This is a genomic window from Vibrio sp. Of7-15 (genome assembly GCF_022347565.1).
Classification (GTDB): domain Bacteria; phylum Pseudomonadota; class Gammaproteobacteria; order Enterobacterales; family Vibrionaceae; genus NORP241.
Window position 1 is genome coordinate 1 of sequence record NZ_JAKRGH010000026.1, and the last position, 19,433, is coordinate 19,433.

Here is a 19,433-nt window from a genome sequence, read left to right on the forward strand (position 1 = left end):
TTATTTCTTTAGGTCTTATGTCCTAACTGAGTAGAGGCTGAATCCTTATTGGATGCCGCTCTCCGTGTCAGTGAGGCGGCATTATAGAGAGTTCGATCACATTAGCAAGCGCTTTTCGTAAAAAAAAAGGATAATTTATTTGAGTGATGATTTTTACACCAAAAAGACCTTTTTTTGATTCTTTTTTCAGCATAACCTAAGAATAAAGGTCTATTAATAAGGAAAAACGATGATGACCACATTACGAAGCTATAAAGGCATTACCCCTAAAATAGGCAAATCCGTCTATATAGATGCATCATCAGTATTAGTTGGGGACATTACCCTTGGTGATGATTCGAGTATTTGGCCTTTTGTTGCTGCACGAGGGGATGTCAATCATATAGTGATTGGTGAACGCACGAATATCCAAGATGGCAGTGTCTTACATGTCACCCATAAAAATGCCGACAACCCTGACGGCTATCCACTGCTTATTGGCAATGATGTCACAGTTGGTCACAAAGTCATGCTGCACGGCTGTATTATTGAAGATAGAGTATTAGTTGGTATGGGGGCCATTGTTCTAGATAATGCCCATATTGAAAGTGACGTAATGATCGGTGCAGGTAGTTTAGTACCGCCAGGAAAACGACTGGAAAGCGGCTACCTTTATGTCGGTAGCCCCGTAAAACGGGCTCGTCCTTTAACAGAGAAAGAACAAGCCTTTTTACAAAAATCAGCAGATAACTATGTTGTGAATAAAAATGATTACCTGAATGAAGTCAGAAACATCACAATTTAATCTCAATTTCACCTGAAGAGTTGAAGCTCTCATCTTCTATTAGAGCTTCAGCCTCATCTTCCGCATCAAACCGACACTGACTAAATGCTTCTAATGCTTGTGCACTGTCGTCGATCACACTACCGGAAACTTTTTCTAGCCATTCCTTATCGACCACACACTGAATCAATGAGCCCGCTTGTTGGGCCGGAAAACAAATGACTTCTCTCTCGACATCCCACGTTTGATCATCTGGAAAAAGGATATTTTGATTCATGATTAGCCTTCTAAGTTTTTTCTCAATTCACGTAATACTTGTTTAGTACCAGGACGCAGACCTCGCCATAACATAAAACTTTCTGCCGCTTGGCCGACCAACATACCTAGACCATCATAAGTTTGTGCTGCACCCACTTCTTGTGCCCACAAGTTAAAACATGTCTGCTCTTTACTATACATCATGTCATAGCACACGGTATGAGCCTGAATAATCGAAGCTGGAACTTCTGGCAATTTGCCATGCAAACTGGCCGAGGTTGAATTGATCAACACATCAAAATGTTGATTAGCCAATTCATCCATCGCGATTGCCGTGACCTTACCATAAGGCTTAAATTGTTCAGCCAGTGTATCTGCTTTTGATAACGTACGATTGGTAATGACCACTTCTGATGGCTGCTGCTCTAATAAAGGTAAAACTACGCCACGGGCAGCTCCACCAGCACCAATCAATAAAATACGGCTGCCTTTTAATGGTGTTTGATATTGTAATAAATCCTGTACTAACCCTTCGCCATCGGTGTTATCACCAAGAATACCACCATCATCTAACTTCTTAAGGGTATTCACCGCCCCTGCCAGCTTTGCCCTTTCAGTAAGTTGATCAGCAAATTGATACGCTTCTTCTTTAAAAGGTACGGTCACATTGCAACCTTTACCTTCTTGGGCAAAAAACGCGTTTGCAGCAGCTGCAAAACCATCAATGGGTACTTCTTTTAATGTGTACTCCATCTCTTGTGTGGTTTGACGTGCAAACAAGGTATGAATAAAAGGGGACTTACTGTGTTTGATTGGGTTACCGAATACGGCATATCTGTCCATGTTAGCCTCTGCCTGAAATTAAAAAGGGCCATCTCGTATTTAGATGACCCTAACATTGCTGATCAGGAAAACCAAGCTATGGCTTTACCACTCTCTTGGTTTTAAGAACTCACTGTATAACCGCGCTTCTGGTGACCCTTCTTCTGGCTCATAGCGATATTCCCAACGAGCCAGTGGTGGCATCGACATCAATATGGACTCTGTTCGACCACCGCTTTGTAAACCAAACAAAGTGCCTCGGTCATACACTAAGTTAAACTCCACATAACGACCCCGGCGGTATAGCTGGAACTCTCGCTCACGTTCACCATATTCGGTGTCCTTACGTTTATTCACGATCGGCACGTAAGCTTGGGTAAACCCTTCCCCGACGGCTTTAATATAATCCAAACATTTTTCAAATTCCCAATGATTCAAATCATCAAAAAATAAACCACCTACACCACGTGTTTCATCTCGGTGTGGTAAGAAAAAGTATTTATCACACCACGCTTTATGCTCGGCATACACCGATTCACCAAATGGAGCACATAACTCTTTGGCGACGTCATGCCAATGCTGGCAATCTTCTTCAAATGGATAAAACGGTGTTAGATCAAATCCACCGCCAAACCACCAGATTGGGGCTTCATCTTCTTTTTCGGCAATAAAGAAACGCACATTCGCATGAGACGTCGGGATATAAGGATTACGAGGGTGAATAACTAAAGAAACCCCCATGGCTTCAAAGCTGCGGCCCGCTAATTCAGGTCGATGAGCGGTTGCAGACGCAGGCATGGATTTACCAGTGACATGCGAAAAATTCACACCGCCTTGTTCAAATACAGCGCCATCGGTCATCACACGTGTTCGACCACCACCACCAAGACGATCTGTCGCCTCTTTTTGCCAAGCATCTTCTACAAATGTGGATTGACCATCCGCTTCTTCCAACTGCTGACAAATATTGTCTTGTAGCTGGAGGAGAAACGCCTTTACTGCACCCTTATCAACTTGACCCATCGGTTACCCTTATTGTTATTTAGCCCTGACGCAGAGTTTGGCCACTGCGCGCATCGCGGATTTCCGTTGGATTGTCTCTTCCTCCGGTCTTTCCTTCAAGTATCGCCGTTAAATGTGTGCCCAACTGCGCATAAACTTCTTCAGTGGTGCGACACGGTGGCTCACCAGTTAAGTTTGCACTGGTCGATGTAATAGGTTTACCGAATTCAGAACATAGTTGACGAACTAGAGGGTGATCGGTAATACGTACAGCTATAGAATCAAATTGCCCCGTCAGCATATTGGACGTTTCTTTTTTGACTGGCATAACCCAAGTCACAGGACCTGGCCACGTTGAAAAAATCGCGTTTTTTTGCTCTTCGCTTAATTGGCTGTCATCCACGTATGGCTCGACTTGCTCATAGTCCGCTGCGATTAAAATTAATCCCTTTTCCACTGGACGTTGCTTAAGCTGCAATAATTTTTCGATGGCTTGCACATTATCAGGATCACAACCAACCCCAAACACCCCTTCTGTCGGATAGGCAATCACGTCGCCTTGTTGTAATGCCTCAATTACTTGATCAAAATTATCCATGTCTTTTCTTACCCTAAGCTGATTCTCTGACCAACATTCTACAAATTCCCTGTAAAACTCACCACGGGATAACGTTAAGCAAATACAATAAAAATGTAACCAAGCCTACGCAAACGTTTTCCTTAACTCAAAATACTCGTATAATGCGCGCAAAAATGACCTTTAGCCTGATTTATATTGAAAGGAGTGCGGAATGAAAGTCGGTATTATTATGGGTTCTAAATCGGACTGGCCTACCATGAAGCTAGCCGCTGAGATGTTAGATCGCTTTAACGTGCCATACGAAACCAAAGTTGTTTCAGCTCACCGTACCCCACATCTTTTAGCTGAATACGCTGAAAGCGCAAAAGAACGCGGTATTAAAGTCATTATTGCCGGCGCTGGCGGCGCTGCCCATCTACCAGGAATGGCAGCGGCGTTCACTAGTTTGCCTGTATTAGGGGTGCCTGTTCAGTCTCGTGCTTTAAAGGGCATGGACTCTCTTCTTTCGATTGCTCAAATGCCAAAAGGCATCGCGGTAGGTACGCTGGCCATTGGTGAAGCGGGTGCGGCCAATGCCGGGATCTTAGCGGCACAAATCTTAGGTACGCACGATGAAACGATCATGGCGGAAATCGAAGCGTTCCGTAAAGAGCAAACTGACACGGTTCTTAGCAACCCAAATCCAGCAGAGGATTAATCATGAAGGTTTTGGTGTTAGGTGCTGGTCAACTTGCACGTATGATGGCGTTAGCCGGAGCCCCACTTAATATTGAAGTGTTTGCTTACGACGTTGACTCACAAACTGTTGTTCATCCACTTACTCAGCAGATCATGATGCAAGGGCTAGATAATGCGATTGCTCATGCCGATGCCATTACCGCCGAGTTTGAGCACATTCCTTATGATGTGCTGGATGTTTGCGAACGCAGTCATAAATTCTTCCCAACGCCTCAGGCGATAAAAGCCGGTGGCGATCGTCGCATTGAAAAAGCCTTATTGGATAATGCCGGTGTGACTAATGCAAAGTACCACGTCATTAACTGCAAACAAGACTTTCTTGATGCTGTTGAAACCGTTGGTATTCCAATGGTATTAAAAACCGCGCTAGGTGGCTACGATGGCAAAGGGCAATGGCGTTTAAAAAACCATGACGATCTCGACTCCATTTGGCATGAAATGGAAGAAGCCCTCATTCAGACCCCAAACCAAGCCATTGTGGCTGAAGAGTTTGTGCCTTTTTGTCGTGAAGTCTCTTTGGTGGGCGTTCGTGACAAAAACGGTCATGTGGCCATGTACCCAATCACAGAAAATGTGCATGTGAATGGCGTATTAAGCTTATCCATTGCTGCTGAAGCCAATAGCTCGGTACAACACCAAGCAGAGCAGATGTTTACCGCCGTCGCAGACAGCCTCGATTACGTGGGAGTTTTGGCGTTAGAGTTTTTCGATGTTGATGGAACGTTATTGGTAAATGAGATTGCACCACGAGTTCATAACTCAGGCCACTGGACTCAACAAGGCGCGGTGACCTGTCAGTTTGAAAATCACCTGCGTGCTGTTTGCCATCTACCTCTCGGCAGTACCGAACTCCTACAGCCAACCGCCATGGTGAACATTTTGGGTGAAGATACTTTATCTCCCGAAGTGTTAGCCATGAATACCTGTCATGTTCATTGGTATGGTAAAGACAAACGAGCAGGCCGCAAAATGGGGCACATTAATGTCAGAGCCAATAGTGCTACAGATTTAGGTCAAACGCTTCTGACACTGTCTCAGCATCTAGACCCAAGGGCTTTCCCTGCCATTAAAGAAAACGCAGAGAAGTTAATTTAACCTGAATTCTGAATAATTAAAAAAGCCAGTCACCACACACGAAAAAGCCAGCAATTACGCTGGCTTTTTTATGCTTTGGATAACAACAAACGTTCTCATTTACGCCTGTTGACTTTGAATATGGTGGCACTTTCGATCAGCACATTGTGATTGTATGCCTTTGGCTGTTTTCTTTTCGATCAACAAAGGAAAACCACACTCTTCACAACATCCCGCAATCGGTTGTGAATTTACCGCAAATCGACAGCTAGGATAATTATCACAAGCGTAAAATATTTTACCGAAACGCGACTTTCGCTCAACTAAACGGCCAGGACGACAACTCGGGCAATCTATCGCTTCTGTTTCGACTTCTTCTTTTTTTTGCTCTAAAGGTTCAATGTGATCGCACTCAGGGAAGCTAGAGCAACCAATAAACATCCCATATCGACCTTGGCGTAATACCAACTCACTGCTGCAGCTTGGGCACGGTAAGCCTAACTCTTTGACCACATGACCATCATTATGATGTAAAGGACGAATGTAATCGCACGCGGGATATTGGGTACATCCTAAAAAAGGCCCACGCTTACTGTGGCGGATAGCAAGCTCCCCACCACAGCTTGGGCAAGACTCATGATGTTCTAAAGCATGTTCATGAGCACCAAACAGCTGCTCGTCAATTTTTCCAGACATCTATACGTTACTCATTCACACGCAATCATTATCGTTTAGTGAAGCAAACCTTCTTCAACGTTATAAATCAACTCTTCCATTTGGGTATACGCATTTTCGTTACCCGGAACATTAAACAAGACCATTAAGATCACCCACTTAAGATCTTCAAGCGAAAAATCCAATGTTTCCAGCCCCATAACTCGATCAATCACCATTTCACGAGTTTCAGAACTAAGCACATTCACTTGTTCTAAAAACATTAAAAAGCCACGGCTTTGCACATCCAAACGGTTCATCTCATCGGCGGTAAAAATACGCACTGACGTCGATGCACTGCTGATCAAATATGGATGCCCATCATCTTCTTGCAATAGCGCTAACTGCTCTAGCCAATTTAAGGCTTTGTAAATATCTTGCTGATGAAAGCCGGCTCGTAATAACTCTTCTTCCAATTCATCCTGATCCACTTTTAAGTCCACATCACTGTGAATATAAGTTTCAAACAGGTACATAAGAATATCCATCATGGCTAGCCCCTCCGCTTATTGATGTAGCCACCTGGGACTGCAGTGACGAAACCTTGCAATTCGAGTTCAAGCAATTGCATCATGATTTCATGTACAGGCTGCTGGCAGCGTTGTGCTACTACATCTACAGGTGTTGCTTCACCCCCTACGTTAGCCAACACAGCAGGAAATGGCAATTGTTCCTGCTCAGGTTGTGGCTCAAACAGACTTGGTTGATGATTTATTGTGCATTTCGTTAATGCTCCAATTTCCTCCAATATATCATTTGAGTGATCAACTAATTTAGCGCCAGATTTTATTAAGGTATGACAACCTCGGCTGGTAGGATTATGAATGGAACCAGGAAGAGCAAACACTTCTCGGCCTTGTTCAAGCGCATAACGCGCGGTGATCAATGAACCACTTCGCTCTGCTGCCTCAACCACTAATACCCCCGTAGAAAGTCCACTGATGATTCGGTTGCGACGTGGGAAATGATCCGGTTTGGGTTTTGCTTTGGGCCAAAATTCAGAAACCAGAGCCCCTTGCTCTGCTATTTTTGCCGCTAGCTTTCTATGTCTGGCCGGATAAACCTCACTTAACCCCGACCCTAACACAGCGATGGTTTTGCCTGATCCCTGTAACGCTCCTTGATGCGCATAACCATCTATCCCTAGTGCGAGACCACTTGTCACAATATAGCCTTGATTAGACAGCTCATAACTAAAACTTTTTGCAGCTTCTAACCCTTCCCTGCTCGCATTCCGGCTCCCAACCAATGCCACTTGAGGCGCAGACAACACACTTGGGTTACCTTGCACAAACAAAATAGGTGGAGGCGAAGCGATCTCTTTTAATAGTATAGGATAATTTGAACAGCCCAAGGTGAGGATATGATTTTGCCCCTGCTCTGCCCAAGCCAAGCTTTGCTCCACCATAGGTAAAGAAGGGGAATGTAAGTGCTTAATTTGAGCAGGTTTAAAGCCAATACTTAGCAGCTGTTCGCGACTGTAATTTATTAAATTTGTTGGAGAATCAATACTGAGTAACTTGGTTAGCTTGTGCCCACCAATCCCTGGTGTAAAACTTAATGTTAACCATGCAGACAGATCGATTTCATCATACCCCATCATCATTACTCTCTCTCAGTCAAAGGAGAAACTGCCATCAAGCGCTGGCTAACAGGCACTGTGCTTTTGGTTATCAACGCTAAACTAAACTTTTGATAGGTTCTAATCATCATCAGCTCACCCACCGTATTATTTGGAAATGAAATTGCGTTGTTATCATCCGTGGTTTTCGTTTGGTACATGTATTTCCCTTTTAAACCACCTACCGTCATGCTTGGCTCTTTTAGTTCAAACATACTGCCTTGTGCTAAACCGTCATCACTCCCTCGATCAACCACCACAACTTGGTTCACCGCCATGTATTTGCCACCATTAATCGCTCCTAATACGGAAGCTTTTAATCCTGCTGGGGCTGGATGTGGGCTAAAACTATTGGTTAATGATTCTGGTTGGCGTGATGTCATCGGCAATATGAGATCATTGATTTGCACTTCTTGATTCAATGTTGTGATGGCCAACTGACTAAAGTTTTTATGCGGCTTTACTAAGGTCGCATTCGCAATTTGTTTTAATGCATAGGCCTGAGTGATGTTTTCTGCATCAGAACGCGCAAACTCAGACACCACGCGATACACCCCCCACTTCGGGTGCTCTAACACGCCATCCACATAAATAGGATCTTGAGCGCTTAAATATCGCCGACCGTCATGTGTCCCCAAAACATGAAAGGCATGATCCAACGTAAACTGATCAATCAACTTATCTGAATCTAAATAAGGCACGATTAAATCGGGAGAAACAGTGGGCAGAGCGCTTTTTTCTACGATTCTCATCTTTGGGCTCAGTGTCTTAAAAGGTTTAAGGCTCAAGACAGGCTGGCCATTGAACCAACTTAACGTCAGTTTATCTCCAGGGTAAATAAGGTGGGGGTTTTCTATGTACGAATTGAGCTTCCATAACTTTGGCCACAGCCATGGGCTATCAAGAAATAAAGCAGAAATATCCCACAGAGTATCGCCTTGTTTCACCGTATAAGAATGAGGGTAATTAGGCTTTAAAGATAACTCATCGGCCATAAGGTGGGAGGGCGTACAAAATAAAAACAATGCGAATATAGAAGACCCAAATCGAAAACTTTTTTTCATCGCCTGCTTTTCCTTGTCAGACATTCGCCGTGATGCTGTCATTTGGTCAATAAAATGTCTAGAATTGGAGCAATTAGGTTTATGCTGTTTTCGGCACAGTTCAATATTTCGAGTATCTATGTCTGTATTGCAAGTTCTTACGTTCCCAGATGAGCGTCTACGTACCGTAGCGAAGCCAGTGGCTGAAGTTACACCAGAAATTCAAACCTTCGTTGATGACATGATTGAAACCATGTACGACGAAGAAGGCATCGGCCTTGCGGCAACGCAGGTAGATTTCCATCAACGCATCGTGGTGATCGATGTATCAGAAGAGCGCGATGCGCCAATGGTTCTGATCAATCCTGAAATCATCGAAAAACGCGGTGAAGATGGCATTGAAGAAGGCTGCCTGTCTGTTCCTGGCGCACGCGGCTTAGTGCCACGCGCAGCAGAAGTAACGGTAAAAGCGCTTAACCGCGATGGCGAAGAATATACGTTTGAAGCCGATGATCTGTTAGCCATTTGTGTGCAGCACGAACTGGATCACCTAGATGGTAAGCTGTTTGTTGATTACCTATCTCCTTTAAAGCGTCAGCGTATCAAGCAAAAGCTAGAAAAAATTAAACGTTTTAACGAAAAGAACAAATAAGAGGTTACCTTGAGCAAACCACTACGTATTGTCTTTGCTGGTACACCCGATTTTGCCGCCCGTCATTTGGCGGCATTATTGTCTTCACACCATGAAGTTATCGCGGTATACACGCAACCCGATCGCCCAGCAGGTCGTGGTAAAAAATTAACGGCCAGCCCAGTAAAAAACATCGCACTTGAACATGATGTTCCTGTTTATCAGCCAGAGAACTTCAAAAGTGATGAAGCCAAACAGCAGCTTGCCGATCTAAATGCAGATCTCATGGTAGTGGTGGCTTACGGGTTATTATTACCTCAAGCCGTGCTCGATACGCCAAAACTAGGCTGTATTAATGTGCATGGTTCCATCTTGCCACGTTGGCGTGGTGCGGCACCGATTCAGCGCTCTATTTGGGCTGGTGATAAAGAAACCGGCGTGACCATCATGCAAATGGACATTGGTCTAGATACTGGCGACATGCTCAGCATTGCCACTTTGCCAATTGAAGCCACTGACACCAGTGCCACCATGTATGAAAAGCTGGCTGAGCTTGGCCCTGATGCTTTAGTTGCCTGTCTTAGTGATATCGCCGATGGCACTGCTGTTGCGACCAAACAAGACGATGAACTGGCTAACTATGCGAAAAAGCTAAGTAAAGAAGAAGCCAAAGTGGATTGGACGCTAGATGCAGAGGCCATTGAGCGCTGTGTACGTGCATTTAATCCGTGGCCAATGAGCCACTTCAGCGCCGCTGATAACAACGTCAAAGTATGGCAATCACGTGTAGAGCCCCACTCAGGCGATGAACAACCAGGCACCATTATTAAAGCTGACAAAACCGGTATTTATGTGGCCACGGCTAAAAACGCCATCGTATTTGAACAGCTGCAACCACCAGGCAAGAAAGCCATGAAGGTTCAAGATTTATTGAACTCTCGCAAAGACTGGTTTGAAGTCGGCACCGTTCTTAACTAATTCAATCGGCCAGTTCGCTGGCCGTTTTCTTTTCAGTTTGCATCATTTTAGGTAACAGCTCATGAATGTTCGTGCTGCGGCAGCGAAAGTTATTTTCCAAGTTGTCGATCAAGGGCAATCCCTTTCCAATGTACTTCCTGTCGCTCAGCAGCAAGTCAAACCTCGCGATCAGGCGCTACTACAAGAAATTTGTTATGGCGTACTGCGTGTTTTACCGCGTTTAGAATCCATTACGAATGAACTAATGGAAAAACCGCTAAAAGGAAAGCAGCGTGTTTTCCATCATCTGATTTTAGTGGGCCTGTACCAATTAAGCTTCATGCGTATTCCAGCGCACGCCGCTGTCGCTGAAACCGTTGATGGCACAAAAAGCCTTAAAGGGCCACGTCTACGAGGCTTAATCAATGCCATTTTACGTAGCTACCAGCGTGATCAAGAAGCTCTAGACACGAAAGCCACCAGTCATGATGCGGGTAAATATGGTCACCCAAGCTGGCTTCTTAAGCTGTTAAAATCAGCCTACCCTGAGCAGTGGCAAACCATTGTGGAAGCCAACAACACCAAAGCACCTATGTGGCTTCGTGTGAACCGTCAGCACCACAACCGTGATGATTACCAAGCTCTGCTCAATAATGAGAACATAGAAACCACTCTTCACCCTAGCGCTCCGGATGCTTTGAAATTAGGCTCTGCGTGTGATGTGCAAAAGCTGCCAGGTTTTGATAAAGGTTGGGTATCGGTTCAAGATGCTGCCGCCCAACTGTCTGTTGAGTATTTACAACCAAAAGCAGGCGAATTGATTTTAGATTGCTGTGCGGCTCCGGGTGGTAAAACGGCTCATATTTTAGAACGCACGACCGACGCCAACGTCGTAGCCATTGACTGTGATGACAACCGTCTAAAACGTGTGCACGACAACTTGCAACGCTTAAACCTACAAGCCACGGTGGTATGTGGTGACGCACGCGCCCCGCAGGAATGGTGGCAAGGGGAGCAATTTGATCGCATCTTACTGGACGCACCTTGCTCGGCAACAGGCGTTATCCGCCGTCATCCAGACATCAAATGGCTACGCCGTGCCAATGACATTGACGCATTAGTAGAGCTGCAAAGTGAAATTTTTGATGCCATGTGGAAGCAACTAAAATCTGGTGGCACAATGGTTTATGCAACTTGCTCCATCACACCACAAGAAAATAAAGATCAAGTCAGTGCCTTTTTACAACGCACGGCAGATGCCAAATTGATTGGATCAGATCTGAATAACCCAGGTCGTCAAATTCTACCGGGTGAAGATGATATGGACGGCTTCTACTATGCCGTTTTAGAAAAAGCGTAACGTAGGCACTTAATATGAAGATTATTATCCTTGGCGCAGGTCAAGTAGGCGGTACACTGGCCGAAAACTTAGTGGGTGAGAACAACGACATCACCATCGTCGATAAAAGCTCAGACAGACTAAGGGAGCTGCAGGATAAGTACGATCTTCGGGTGGTTCAAGGCTTTGCCAGCCACCCAGATACCTTACGTGAAGCAGGTGCTCAAGATGCCGATATGTTGGTGGCCGTAACCAACTCGGATGAAACCAACATGAGCGCCTGCCAAATTGCGTTCACCTTGTTTAACACTCCAAACCGTGTCGCGCGTATTCGCTCACCAGAATATCTCAAAGAAAAAGATCAACTGTTCCAATCCGATGCGGTGCCCGTTGATCATCTGATTGCCCCTGAAGAGTTGGTAACAGGTTACATCGAACGCCTTATCGAATACCCAGGTGCCTTGCAAGTAGTGAGCTTTGCAGAGAAAAAAGTCGGCTTAGTGGCCGTAAAAGCGTATTACGGTGGCCCATTAGTGGGTAATGCCCTATCAGCCCTTCGTGAACACATGCCACACATTGATACCCGGGTGGCTGCCATTTTCCGTCAAGGTCGCCCTATTCGCCCCCAAGGCACCACCATTATTGAAGCCGATGACGAAGTGTTTTTTGTCGCCGCCAGTAACCACATCCGCTCGGTCATGAGTGAACTTCAGCGTTTAGAAAAGCCTTATAAACGCATCATGATCGTGGGCGGTGGTAACATCGGAGCAGGCCTTGCTAGCCGCTTAGAGCAGAACTACAGCGTAAAACTGATTGAGCGTAATCAGCAACGAGCTGAACGTTTATCTGAGCTCTTAGAAGACACCATCGTTTTCTGCGGAGACGCTGCCGATCAAGAATTGCTGAATGAAGAGCACATCGATCAAGTAGACGTGTTTATTGCCGTCACTAACGAAGACGAAGCCAATATCATGTCGGCCATGCTGGCAAAACGCATGGGCGCTAAAAAAGTGATGGTGCTGATCCAGCGTGGTGCGTATGTCGATTTGGTCCAAGGGGGCACCATTGATGTTGCTATTTCGCCACAACAAGCCACCATTTCAGCGCTGTTGACCCATGTTCGTCGTGCCGATATTGTGAATGTATCTTCGCTACGACGCGGGGCGGCAGAAGCCATTGAAGCCATTGCTCATGGCGACCAAACCACCTCTAAAGTTGTGGGTCGTGCGATTGGCAAAATCAAACTGCCACCGGGGACAACCATTGGTGCCATCGTTCGCGGAGATGAAGTGCTGATCGCCCATGACAGAACCATCATCGAACAAGATGATCACGTGGTCATGTTCTTAGTGAATAAAAAATACGTTCCAGATGTCGAACGGTTATTCCAACCAAGTCCATTCTTCTTGTAATTATCTTCTGCCGTCATGGTAAATCTAAAATCCATTTTATTTGTTATAGGGCTGGTCTTATCTAAGATCGCCCTGTTCATGTACATCCCCACTTTAGTGGCTTTCCTCACTGGCACCGCTGGTTTTTTAGAGTTTGGTCAATCCGTTATTCTAACTCACCTCGCAGCATTTGCTTGTCTGAGTTTAGGTCGAACGGCGTCATTTAAGATGAACGTGCGCGACATGTTTTTGATCACCACCTTGGTCTGGACCATCGCCAGCGCTTTTGCCGCCCTGCCCTTTGTATTTATTAACCACATTAGTTTTACCGATGCTTATTTTGAAACCATGTCGGGTATCACTACCACAGGTTCAACGGTGCTCAGTGGCCTCGATGACATGGCACCGAGCATTTTATTGTGGCGGTCAACCCTACAATGGCTCGGTGGAGTGGGCTTTATCGTAATGGGAGTGGCCATTTTGCCCATGCTTAACGTCGGCGGGATGCGTTTATTCCAAACCGAATCCTCTGATTGGTCCGATAAAAGCGCCCCACGCACCAAAAATGTCGCCAAGAACATTGTGGCTGTGTACCTCAGCCTTACCGCCATGTGTTTTATTGGCTACTTGTTCACAGGCATGAGCGCTTTTGAAGCCATCAATCATGCCTTTACCACCTTATCCACGGGAGGCTACTCCACCTCTGATGGCTCCATGAATCACTTCTCTAATAGCGCACATTGGGTCGGCACCTTTTTCATGTTTGCCGGTGGGTTGCCTTTCCTGCTTTTCATTCAAGCTCTGCGTAAAAAAGACGGTAAACTGCTCTGGCGTGATGCCCAAGTAAGAGGCTTTATTCACTTAGTTCTGTTAACCAGCGCCATCGTGGCCCTGTGGCTGGTGTATCACAATCACTACTCCGTCATGGATGCAATCCGAGTTTCTCTGTTTAATATCATTTCAGTGATCACCACCACTGGATTTGGGCTCGAAGATTTTACGGCGTGGGGCAGCCTGCCGGTCATCGTGTTCGTTTTTGTGATGATGGCAGGTGCGTGTTCTGGCTCTACTTCTGGCGGCATCAAAATTTTCCGCTTTCAAATTGCAGCCGCACTGCTAAAAAAACAGATGATGAAGCTCATCCACCCTTCTGGCATTTTTGTTCAGCGCTATAATCATCGCCCTGTGAATGACGATATTGTTCGCTCTGTGGTGGCCTTTGGCTTGACGTTTTTTATCACCATTATCGTCATTGCAGCCTTACTCAGTATTTTGGGGTTAGATCCCATCACCAGCTTATCGGGTGCGGTGACTGCCGTTGCCAATGTGGGCCCGGGAATGGGAGAGGTGATCGGTCCGACAGGCAATTTTGCTTCCTTACCGGATGCGGCAAAGTGGATTCTTAGCATGGGGATGCTAATGGGGCGGTTAGAAATTCTAACGGTATTGGTTTTATTCTTCCCTGCCTTTTGGAAAAACTAACTTTTCACGTAATACGCAAACACAAAAAAGGCGGGTATAAATATCCCGCCTTTTTAACCTGTAACATCGAACTGTCTCTATCTTGGCTCGACAAAATAATAGATGGCCAGAAAGTGGCACACACTGCCACCGAGTACAAACAAGTGCCAAATAGCATGATTATAAGGAATGCGTTTGTTCACATAAAAAATAACACCAAGGGAATACACCACACCACCAAGTGCCAATAATACCAACCCACCCGTCGCTAAATACTGCGCCAGTTGGTAAATCGCAATCACCGATAACCAGCCCATGGTGAGGTAGGTGATCAAAGATAGTTTTTTAAACCGATACACAAACACTATTTTGGCAATAATGCCAATCACCGCAATCGACCAAATCACAATCATCAAGCCGATGGCTAATGGCGTTCGTAAGCTCACCAATAAAAAAGGGGTGTAACTGCCCGCAATCAACAGATAGATAGCGCAGTGATCAAAGGTTTTAAGCCAGCGCTTGGCTTTTTGATACGAAATTGAATGGTACAAGGTCGATGCCAAATACAAAATAATCATACTGGCACCGTAAATGCTCATGCTGGTCATGGTCAGCAGATCCGCATTCGCATCGCTGGCTTTGAGCAACAGCAAAATTAGTCCGACGATACCAAAAAGCATACCGGCAGCATGAGTCACACTGTTAGCGACTTCTTCTGTTACGGAGTATTCCGCGGTAAGGCTGCTTTTCATATTCATCACTCCATCGTGAAGGCCATTGTTAATATGAAAAGCAGTATCGCACAATTGAGCTTACACGTGTAAGCTAAAATTGTACATTGAAAGGCAATTAAAGTGAGGTTATTTGAGTGTTATGTAGTTTGTTCTAAGAAATCAATAACCTGCTGACCAGCTTCTTCTGGAGAAACCGATGTATCAATCACTAAATGGCGCTCTAACTCACCAGTGCCTAATAAGTTAGCTAATAAACCGCGAACCCCACGCTGCTGGCGATCGATTTCAAACCACAGCTGCAACTGATCGTCATCGCGATACGCTACGATCTCTAATTCTCGCCACACCCCATGGTAAGGCCCCGTTACTGGCACAAACTCAAACTCTTGAACAAAAGGCAGCGCAAAACCATCCACTGCTTCACATTCCACTTGTCGTACTCGTAATCCAGCGTCTTCAAGTGTGTTAAAGATCCCTTCCATGATCGGATCAGGGCGAACTGTCAACATGTCTTTGTCACTTGGATCCAGCGCAAAATCAATATCTAATCCGGTTTCCAACCACACCTTTGAGTCACCAACAGTGACTGGCGTATTCAGTGGTAGCTCCAGCTCAACTTCAAAATCTCGGCTTTCACCAGCATGAATAGTAAAAGCGTAAGGTAAACTCCATTCCGCTAACACATGAGTACGTACCTCTGTTTCCGTTTCAGACTCACCCTCTTCGTTTTCACGCTCTACTTCCGCCATATAACGGCAGCACAATGAGAGTTCAATATTATCGATAGCCTGCTCGGTTGAGCCTCCCGTCACTTGAACTGTGATAGAAACGGTTTCCCCTGGGATCAGTGCTTCATCATGAATAATAGAATCCACATTAGCAGAGCCAATACCGAGTGATGCTAACGTTTTTTTGAAAAAAGACATGAGATTACCTCCTGTAACCGCACAAATTTTGAATAAATATAATCAACAAAAAAGCCATTCATAACGCGACTCAAACAAGTGAGCACGACCATGAAAATCAGGCCATTAATAATGCAATCGTTGCCTGTCTAGCGGCATTGCCATCTTTTGCGACAATGGCATCAACCATGGCTTGATGATGTTCGAGCTTAAATAATTTTTCACGCCCTGCGACTCGAAAGTAACTCTCAAACACCGCTTTGAATAGGTTACCGAATGGACTAATAAAGTGATTGCCCGAAGCAAAATACACTAACTGATGAAAACGTGTATCTACTTCGACCCAACTATCTTGATCATAGTTCACTGCCAATTCATGCATTTTTCCAACTAGCTCAACCAGCTCCATGCGATCTTGCTCTGAGGCATTCAATGCTGTCAACGCAGCCGCTTCTGGTTCTAATGTAAGCCTGACGTGTTGAAACTCTTTAATAATTTCTGGCTGTGTTTCAAAGTCAATCCACGCTAATAAATCCCGATCCAAGTAGTTCCAGTCACGTTTTGGTAAAACACGAGTCCCAATACGTGGACGCGGCAGTACCATGCCTTTGGCTGCGAGCATCTTAATCGCTTCACGAACGGCGGTACGGCTCACTCCGTACATCTCACCCAGTTCCACTTCCCCAGGTAAAATATCGCCAGGTTGAGACTGGCCATTCAGTAGATTACGCCCAAGAGACTCGGCAAGTTTGTAGGATAAATTTCGGCTTGCAGCGCGTTGCTGTTTATCTTGCCCCATTACTGATTCCAACCTTTGTATTTATTATTGTCGCCGTTTTTTAACCTATAAATAACAAAAGAGGAAGTGATAAAAATAATCTCACTTCAACAGTGGGGTTTTGGTCATTTTTTAACTGAAAAAAGGCTCAAAATTGAGCACATCGTCGGCTTAAAAATAAGAAATAAAAAACTGTGAAATAAATAAGGGTATTCGACTATTTGCTACTCGACGCCCCAAAATATTGCTGATATTCTGAGCTCCAATATGCATCAAGCATATTATTTATTCCTGACTATTTTTAAGGATTGGCTCTGCCAGAATAGAGAGGAAACTCTCAGGAATAGTTAGGTCATTAATTTGGCCAAGGAAGCGCCTGACTGTTAGGTAAATCAATGCACCCGACCCCCGTCAGGTACAACTCAGCGCGCAGCGCGTCTCGACGCCGTGCAAGCTTTGTAGCAGCTCCGGTTGCAAAAAAACCAACGCCAGAAATGGGCCTTGTTGATACTCCAGCTACGGCAACAAAATCTGTTTCTCACGCGGCATAATAGAAAAGCGCGGTATTTATATGCTGCGCTTTTTTCTTTCCCGTTATTTATCTGGTAATTTACTCACCATAAAATACACCTATAAATATTATGGAGAAACCATGAAGTGTCATCGCGTTAACGAAGTCATTGAATTGCTGCATCCTGAGTGGCAAAAAGATCCTGATCTAAACCTCGTTCAATTCTTAGTAAAGCTAGCTCAAGAAGCCAACTACCAAGGTAAGCTCGAAGATCTCACTGATGATGTGCTGATTTACCACCTTAAAATGCGCAACAGTGAAAAAAATGACATGATCCCAGGCCTAGCCAAAGATTGTGAAAATGATTTTAAAACCGCCATCTTGAAAGCTCGCGGCATCATTGAATAACACGTCTCTAGAAACACTGACGCGCAAAATACGTGAGTGTTTCTATTTTTAGATCATTACGTCATAAATAGCCTCTTCCTTACATCAATTTCTTTAAAGCTTGATTGCCTTAAAGAATTCTCTTTCTTGTTCACGTTATAATCGCCTCGATCAATGTCAGTCGAAGCTCAATTTGAAGGGCTAACAGCCAATAGCAGCTATTATTCAAATTGAAATAAACCAAACAAACTATGTATTTGTTTGCGTATGCCTAAGGAAAAGTAATGAGTCAGGAAAAAATCAAAATAAAGGATGTGACTCCCCAACAGTTTAATCCTAAAACCCATAAAGGAAGCGATGACCGTTTTAACCCAAGTAACCAGATCTACGTAAGAGAAAGTAAGGGGACATACCAGAAACTACGCCGCTATGGTGGTTGGTTTTTACTGCTCCTTTTTACACTCACACCGTGGATCCCTTACGGTGAGCGACAGGCCATTTTACTGGATATCGGCAATCAGCAATTTAACTTTTTTGGGACAACACTATTCCCTCAAGACTTAACCTTATTGGCCCTATTATTGGTTATCGCCGCCTTTGGGCTCTTTTTTCTTACCACCTTTTTAGGGCGAGTCTGGTGTGGTTATTTGTGTCCCCAAACCGTATGGACCTTCATGTACATCTGGTTTGAAGAGAAACTGGAAGGTCCCGCGAACAAAAGACGCAAGCAAGACGGTATGCCACTCACTGGCAACCTTGCTCTTCGAAAAGCCGCTAAACACATCGCTTGGTTCAGTATTGCCTTAGCCACTGGTTTTACCTTTACGGGCTATTTTGTGCCAGTCAAAGATCTGGTCGTCAACTTCTTTACGCTTGATGCCGAATTTTGGCCAGTGTTCTGGGTGCTCTTTTTTGCGGGATGTACTTACGGCAATGCGGGGTGGATGCGCTCCATCATGTGCATTCATATGTGTCCGTACGCTCGTTTCCAATCCGCAATGTTTGATAAAGACACCTACATCGTGGGTTATCATGCCGAACGAGGGGAAGCTCGTGGCCCTCGATCTCGTAAAAAAGATCCAAAAGAGCTTGGTCTTGGTGACTGCATTGACTGTAACCTGTGCGTTCAAGTGTGCCCGACGGGCATCGATATTCGAGATGGCTTGCAATACGAATGCATCAACTGCGGCGCGTGTATCGATGCCTGTGATAAAACCATGGATCGCATGGGCTATCCAAAAGGCCTGATCAACTACACTACCGAACACAAACTAGCCGGAGAAAGTACTAAGGTTATGCGTCCGAAGCTCATCGGTTATGGTGCTGTCATGCTGATCATGATTGGACTATTCTTTGCGCAGGTCGCGTCTGTCGAACCAATGGGACTGGATGTCTTACGTGATAGAAACCAGCTATTTAGGATCAACAGTGAAGGTTTTGTGGAAAACACCTACACCTTAAAAATCATTAACAAAACACAGCAATCTCAGGAATATCGTTTATCGGTCTCTGGGCTAGAAGACGCCAAGTGGTACGGTTCACAAACCATCACAGTAAAAGCAGGGGAAGTATTAAGCCTTCCTATCAGTCTTGGGGCCGATCCTGATGAACTCGCAAAACCGATCTCGAAGATTCAGTTCAATCTAAAAAACAGCAACAACGAGCTGATCCAAACCGAAAGCCGCTTCATCAAAAAGCTCTGATCCTGGTGGATACTTAGTTCA

General features: G+C 45.0%; 22 protein-coding genes. 11 read left to right on the forward strand and 11 right to left on the reverse strand.

What is annotated here, in order from left to right; all coding sequences use genetic code 11:
- The first annotated feature begins 232 nt into the window (after window positions 1–232).
- On the forward strand, window positions 233–784 hold the full coding sequence (locus MHO82_RS20455; RefSeq protein ID WP_239187378.1) for a gamma carbonic anhydrase family protein: 552 nt from the start codon (window positions 233–235) through the stop codon (window positions 782–784).
- Here MHO82_RS20455 and MHO82_RS20460 read toward each other — a convergent pair.
- The 4 genes from MHO82_RS20460 to tsaC form a co-directional block, all read right to left on the reverse strand.
- Entirely contained in the window at window positions 774–1,040 is a 267-nt protein-coding gene (locus MHO82_RS20460) for a DUF1488 domain-containing protein (protein ID WP_239187179.1), read from the reverse strand. The genes MHO82_RS20455 and MHO82_RS20460 overlap by 11 nt on opposite strands.
- 2 nt (window positions 1,041–1,042) lie before the next feature.
- A complete protein-coding gene (gene aroE, locus MHO82_RS20465; RefSeq protein WP_239187181.1) occupies window positions 1,043–1,864 on the reverse strand; it encodes a shikimate dehydrogenase in 822 nt (273 codons plus the stop codon).
- A gap of 84 nt (window positions 1,865–1,948) precedes the next feature.
- Window positions 1,949–2,866, reverse strand: a complete 918-nt coding sequence (gene hemF / locus MHO82_RS20470; protein WP_239187184.1) for an oxygen-dependent coproporphyrinogen oxidase — start codon at window positions 2,864–2,866, stop codon at window positions 1,949–1,951.
- Window positions 2,867–2,885: 19 nt separating this feature from the next.
- On the reverse strand, window positions 2,886–3,443 hold the full coding sequence (gene tsaC / locus MHO82_RS20475; protein ID WP_239187187.1) for an L-threonylcarbamoyladenylate synthase type 1 TsaC: 558 nt from the start codon (window positions 3,441–3,443) through the stop codon (window positions 2,886–2,888).
- A 193-nt stretch (window positions 3,444–3,636) separates the two neighbouring features.
- Here tsaC and purE point away from each other — a divergent pair, with 193 nt between their 5' ends.
- Together purE and MHO82_RS20485 are read left to right on the forward strand one after the other, a co-directional pair.
- On the forward strand, window positions 3,637–4,122 hold the full coding sequence (purE, locus tag MHO82_RS20480; protein WP_239187190.1) for a 5-(carboxyamino)imidazole ribonucleotide mutase: 486 nt from the start codon (window positions 3,637–3,639) through the stop codon (window positions 4,120–4,122).
- A gap of 2 nt (window positions 4,123–4,124) precedes the next feature.
- A complete protein-coding gene (locus tag MHO82_RS20485; protein ID WP_239187193.1) occupies window positions 4,125–5,258 on the forward strand; it encodes a 5-(carboxyamino)imidazole ribonucleotide synthase in 1,134 nt (377 codons plus the stop codon).
- Window positions 5,259–5,357: 99 nt separating this feature from the next.
- On the opposite strand, the gene MHO82_RS20490 is transcribed toward MHO82_RS20485, so the two are convergent.
- Genes MHO82_RS20490 through MHO82_RS20505 form a run of 4 tightly spaced genes read right to left on the reverse strand, consistent with a single transcriptional unit; the run spans window position 5,358 to window position 8,636 of the window.
- Window positions 5,358–5,933 carry a topoisomerase DNA-binding C4 zinc finger domain-containing protein gene (locus tag MHO82_RS20490; RefSeq protein WP_239187196.1) on the reverse strand — a complete coding sequence of 192 codons (576 nt, stop codon included), beginning with the start codon at window positions 5,931–5,933 and terminating at the stop codon, window positions 5,358–5,360.
- Between the two features lie 35 nt (window positions 5,934–5,968).
- Window positions 5,969–6,442: a DUF494 family protein gene (locus MHO82_RS20495; RefSeq protein ID WP_239187199.1), complete on the reverse strand. Its 474-nt coding sequence runs from the start codon at window positions 6,440–6,442 to the stop codon at window positions 5,969–5,971.
- Between the two features lie 2 nt (window positions 6,443–6,444).
- Window positions 6,445–7,551, reverse strand: a complete 1,107-nt coding sequence (gene dprA / locus MHO82_RS20500; protein ID WP_239187380.1) for a DNA-processing protein DprA — start codon at window positions 7,549–7,551, stop codon at window positions 6,445–6,447.
- Window positions 7,552–7,556: 5 nt separating this feature from the next.
- Window positions 7,557–8,636 (reverse strand): LysM peptidoglycan-binding domain-containing protein, encoded by a 1,080-nt coding sequence (locus MHO82_RS20505; RefSeq protein ID WP_239187202.1) that lies wholly within the window; start codon window positions 8,634–8,636, stop codon window positions 7,557–7,559.
- A gap of 118 nt (window positions 8,637–8,754) precedes the next feature.
- Here MHO82_RS20505 and def point away from each other — a divergent pair, with 118 nt between their 5' ends.
- The 5 genes from def (at window position 8,755) to MHO82_RS20530 (ending at window position 14,415) form a co-directional block, all read left to right on the forward strand.
- Entirely contained in the window at window positions 8,755–9,267 is a 513-nt protein-coding gene (gene def, locus MHO82_RS20510) for a peptide deformylase (protein WP_239187205.1), read from the forward strand.
- Between the two features lie 9 nt (window positions 9,268–9,276).
- Window positions 9,277–10,224, forward strand: a complete 948-nt coding sequence (gene fmt / locus MHO82_RS20515) for a methionyl-tRNA formyltransferase (protein WP_239187208.1) — start codon at window positions 9,277–9,279, stop codon at window positions 10,222–10,224.
- Between the two features lie 61 nt (window positions 10,225–10,285).
- A complete protein-coding gene (rsmB, locus tag MHO82_RS20520; protein ID WP_239187211.1) occupies window positions 10,286–11,563 on the forward strand; it encodes a 16S rRNA (cytosine(967)-C(5))-methyltransferase RsmB in 1,278 nt (425 codons plus the stop codon).
- A gap of 14 nt (window positions 11,564–11,577) precedes the next feature.
- Window positions 11,578–12,954 carry a Trk system potassium transporter TrkA gene (trkA, locus tag MHO82_RS20525; RefSeq protein WP_239187214.1) on the forward strand — a complete coding sequence of 459 codons (1,377 nt, stop codon included), beginning with the start codon at window positions 11,578–11,580 and terminating at the stop codon, window positions 12,952–12,954.
- A gap of 15 nt (window positions 12,955–12,969) precedes the next feature.
- Window positions 12,970–14,415, forward strand: a complete 1,446-nt coding sequence (locus tag MHO82_RS20530) for a TrkH family potassium uptake protein (RefSeq protein ID WP_239187217.1) — start codon at window positions 12,970–12,972, stop codon at window positions 14,413–14,415.
- 77 nt (window positions 14,416–14,492) lie between these two features.
- Here MHO82_RS20530 and MHO82_RS20535 read toward each other — a convergent pair whose 3' ends face one another.
- From MHO82_RS20535 to MHO82_RS20545, 3 genes are all read right to left on the reverse strand, one after another.
- Window positions 14,493–15,146 (reverse strand): hemolysin III family protein, encoded by a 654-nt coding sequence (locus MHO82_RS20535; protein WP_239187220.1) that lies wholly within the window; start codon window positions 15,144–15,146, stop codon window positions 14,493–14,495.
- Between the two features lie 119 nt (window positions 15,147–15,265).
- Entirely contained in the window at window positions 15,266–16,054 is a 789-nt protein-coding gene (locus MHO82_RS20540) for a sporulation protein (protein WP_239187223.1), read from the reverse strand.
- Window positions 16,055–16,151: 97 nt separating this feature from the next.
- Window positions 16,152–16,832, reverse strand: coding sequence for a FadR/GntR family transcriptional regulator (locus MHO82_RS20545; RefSeq protein ID WP_239187226.1), 681 nt, complete (start codon window positions 16,830–16,832; stop codon window positions 16,152–16,154).
- Window positions 16,833–17,206: 374 nt separating this feature from the next.
- Between MHO82_RS20545 and MHO82_RS20550 the strand changes: the two genes are divergently transcribed.
- From MHO82_RS20550 to ccoG, 3 genes are all read left to right on the forward strand, one after another.
- Entirely contained in the window at window positions 17,207–17,362 is a 156-nt protein-coding gene (locus tag MHO82_RS20550) for a hypothetical protein (protein ID WP_239187229.1), read from the forward strand.
- Window positions 17,363–17,463: 101 nt separating this feature from the next.
- Complete coding sequence (locus MHO82_RS20555) at window positions 17,464–17,730, forward strand: YihD family protein (protein WP_239187232.1); 267 nt, start codon at window positions 17,464–17,466, stop codon at window positions 17,728–17,730.
- Between the two features lie 263 nt (window positions 17,731–17,993).
- The gene (gene ccoG, locus MHO82_RS20560; RefSeq protein ID WP_239187235.1) at window positions 17,994–19,412 is read left to right on the forward strand and encodes a cytochrome c oxidase accessory protein CcoG; all 1,419 of its coding nucleotides are present in this window, start codon (window positions 17,994–17,996) and stop codon (window positions 19,410–19,412) included.
- The last annotated feature ends 21 nt before the right edge of the window (window positions 19,413–19,433 follow it).